The organism is Mycolicibacterium vaccae NBRC 14118 = CIP 105934 (assembly GCF_001552715.1).
GTDB lineage: Bacteria > Actinomycetota > Actinomycetes > Mycobacteriales > Mycobacteriaceae > Mycobacterium > Mycobacterium vaccae.
Map to the genome: position 1 here is coordinate 1 of NZ_BCRS01000289.1, position 3,159 is coordinate 3,159.

Here is a 3,159-nt window from a genome sequence, read left to right on the forward strand (position 1 = left end):
AACCGGCGGATGGTGGCGATCCTGTCGATCGCCACCACGTTCGTCGCGGTGGCCGCGCTCGTCGTGGCCGTCCTGCTGATGGTCGGCGGCCAGCGCACGATCGAGGCGAAGCAGGAGCGTGAACGCCGGTTCGTCGACACTGCCGCACAGTCGGTAGTCAACATGTTCAGTTACACCCAGAACACGATCGACGAGAGCGTGGACCGGTTCGTCAACGGCACCAGCGGTCCGCTGCGCGCGATGATGACCCAGGAGGGCAACGTCGAGAACCTCAAGCTGCTGTTCCGCGACACCAATGCCAGTTCGGAGGCGGTGGTCAACGGCGTGGCGCTGGAGAAGATCGACGAGATCGCCAAGAACGCGGCGGTTCTGGTGTCGGTGCGGGTCACCGTGACCGATCTCGACGGCAACAACGCGCCCTCGGAGCCGTACCGGATGCGGGTGATCATCCACGAGGACGACAACGGGCACATGACGGCCTACGACCTCAAATACCCCGACGGGGGCAACTGATGCGCGACTGGCCCGGCAAGCTCATCGGAGCGCTCGGGGTACTGATGGCAACGGGTTTCGTCGCCCTCGCGGCGGTCGGCGGATCGCTGTACTGGAACGGCGTGGTGCTGCACAGCGAGGAGCAGGCGCGCGAGGAGTTGCCGCCGCTGGCCGCTGAGCAGATCCCGCGGGTGTTCGGCTTCGACTACCAGACGGTGGAACGCAGTTTCGCCGAGGTATATCCGATGCTCACTCCGGAGTACCGCAAGGAGTTCGAGGACCGCGTCACCAACGAGATCATCCCTCAGGCGCGGGACCGCCAGCTGATCAGCCAGGCGCATTCCGTGGGCACGGGACTCCTTGACGCCCAGCGCACCTCGGCGTCGGTGATGGTGTACATGAACCGCACCGTGACCGACAAGGCGAAGGAGTCCGTCTACGACGGCAGCCGGCTGCGCGTCGACTACAAGAAGGTCGACGGCAAGTGGCTGATCGCCTACATCACGCCGATCTGAGCCCAGCCGCACCCGTTTCGATGCCATTGGTACCGTAACGCCGGGAAGTCGGTGCGACGAGGGAGACGACTATGCACATCGCGGTCACCGGGGGCATCGGCTACCTGGGCGCCCACACGGTTCGCGCGTTGCTCGAAGCGCAGCACCGGATCCGGCTTCTGGTGCTGCCGCAGGAACAGGACGCACCGGTCATCGGGCGGCTGCGCGCGCTGGGCGAGGTCGACGTCGTCGTCGGTGACGTCCGCGACGAGTCCACCGTGACCGCACTGCTGACCGGTGTCGACGCGGTCGTGCACGCCGCGGGCGTGGTGGGCACCGACGAACGCCGCGCCCAGCTGATGTGGGACATCAACGCCCATGCCACGGAACACGTTCTGACACGCGCGGTCGACCTCGGCCTGGACCCGGTGGTCTCGGTGAGCAGTTACAGCGCGCTGTTCCCGCCACCGGACGGTGTCATCTCGGCGGACTCGCCGACCTCCGACGGCCGCAGCACCTATGCCAAGACCAAGGGATACGCCGACCGGGTGGCAAGGCGCCTGCAGGACACCGGAGCACCCGTCGTGGTGACCTATCCGTCCAGCGTCGTCGGCGCAGCGTTCGGCGGCACCGCGGTGGGCGTCACCGAACGCGGATGGGCGCCGATCGTGCGGGCCCGCGTCGCCCCCAGAGTGCGTGCGGGCATGCAGATGATCGACGTCCGCGACGTGGCCGACGTCCACACCCGGCTGATGCGCCCGGGACGCGGCCCGCGGCGGTATGTCTGCGGCGGCGTGATGCTGACCTTCGACGAGATGATCGACGCGCTGGAGGAGGGGTTGGGCCGGCCCGTGCGTCGAATCCCGCTGTCTCCGAAGGTGTTGCTGGCCACAGGCCGGCTCTCCGATGCGTTCGGGCGCTACGTGCCGCTCGGCGACGGGCTCAGCTACGAGGCGGCCCTGCTGCTCACCGCCGCCACGCCGACCGACGACCGCGCCACCACCGAGGATCTCGGGCTGACGTGGCGCTCGCCCCACCAGGCGATCGTCGAGTCGTTCCGGCCGTCAGCCGGCCTTCCGCGACGTGACGGCGTCGGCCAGCAGTAGCGCGATCCGCGCCCGCAGAGCCTCGGTGTCGTCGTCGGCGGCCGCCGTGGTCAGCAGCAACGCGGCCCCGGCAGCCATCACCAGCACCGCGCGGGCATCCTGATCGGCCTGTCGACGTTCTTCGTCGGTGCGCGCGCCGAGACGCTCGGCGTAGAGCAGGGCCGCCGGTCCGCTGAAGCTCGCCCACAGGTTGGTACGCAGCTCGGTGTTCTCACTCAGTGCCAGAAGCAGCCCCGGTACCGCGGCCTTCATGTCGGGTCTGTTGAACAGTTCGTGGCTGCCGCGCACCACCCACTCGATCCAGCCATCCAAGTCGGTGCCGGAAAAGGGTGAGAGATCGGGTGTTTCGCCCAGGATGGCGTGCAGCACCAGCTCGGCCTTCGAGGACCAGCGCCGGTTCAGGCTCGACCGTCCGACGCCGGCGCGTGCCGCGACCAGGCGCAGGCTCAGATCGTCCCAGCCGACCTCGAGCAGCAGTTCGCGCGTCGTCGCATACACCCGCTCGTCGATCGACGAATCGCGCGGGCGCCCGGTTGTCCTGCGGTCACCCATCGTCGGTCAGCCGCGGTACCGCCGGAGGTAACTCACGATCCGGCGGAGCGGGTACGGGCGCGGCCAGTCGTCGGCGCGGAACAGTGCATCGGTGCCGCCGTCGACGAAGATCACGCTGCCACAGGAGAAGTCGGCGGCATCGGAGAGCATGAAACACATCCACCGCGCCAGCAACTCAGGGTCGCCGTAGCCGCCGAGGGGCACCGGGAACCGCTCGACGAGCTTGGCCTGGCGGTTGTCGGCCAGTTGTTCCTGCAGCAGCGGCGTCATCACCGCGCCCGGGGCCACCACGTTGAGCCTGATCCCGGCTCCGGCCCACTCCGGGAGCACCGCGGTGCGCCTGGCCCAGCGGGTGACCGCGATCTTGGAGGCCGCGTACACCATCGCGGCCCGGCCGGGACCGTGGAAACGCGTGGCGCGCAAGGCGCGGTCGACGTCGCCGGCCAGCAGGGCGCGCACCGCGCGGCGCGGCACCCCGGGTGTGACGGTGGTCGAGTTACTGCCCACGACAACAA

The 3,159-nt window shown here is 68.9% G+C and carries 5 protein-coding genes; 3 read left to right on the top strand and 2 right to left on the bottom strand.

Annotated features, from left to right (window positions below):
- From MVA01S_RS29205 to MVA01S_RS29215, 3 genes are all read left to right on the top strand, one after another.
- Window positions 1-513, top strand: a 513-nt coding sequence (locus MVA01S_RS29205) for an Rv1363c family protein (RefSeq protein ID WP_060941816.1), incomplete at its 5' end; no start/stop codon positions are given.
- Window positions 513-1,007, top strand: a complete 495-nt coding sequence (locus MVA01S_RS29210) for a nuclear transport factor 2 family protein (RefSeq protein ID WP_003930507.1) — start codon at window positions 513-515, stop codon at window positions 1,005-1,007. The genes MVA01S_RS29205 and MVA01S_RS29210, both read left to right, overlap by 1 nt.
- A 71-nt stretch (window positions 1,008-1,078) precedes the next feature.
- Window positions 1,079-2,092: an NAD-dependent epimerase/dehydratase family protein gene (locus MVA01S_RS29215; RefSeq protein ID WP_003930506.1), complete on the top strand. Its 1,014-nt coding sequence runs from the start codon at window positions 1,079-1,081 to the stop codon at window positions 2,090-2,092.
- Here MVA01S_RS29215 and MVA01S_RS29220 read toward each other — a convergent pair.
- Complete coding sequence (locus MVA01S_RS29220; RefSeq protein ID WP_003930505.1) at window positions 2,051-2,644, bottom strand: TetR/AcrR family transcriptional regulator; 594 nt, start codon at window positions 2,642-2,644, stop codon at window positions 2,051-2,053. The two genes, MVA01S_RS29215 and MVA01S_RS29220, sit on opposite strands and share 42 nt — an antisense overlap.
- 6 nt (window positions 2,645-2,650) lie before the next feature.
- A partial coding sequence (locus tag MVA01S_RS29225) for an SDR family oxidoreductase (protein WP_159426378.1) occupies window positions 2,651-3,159 on the bottom strand: 509 nt, incomplete at its 5' end.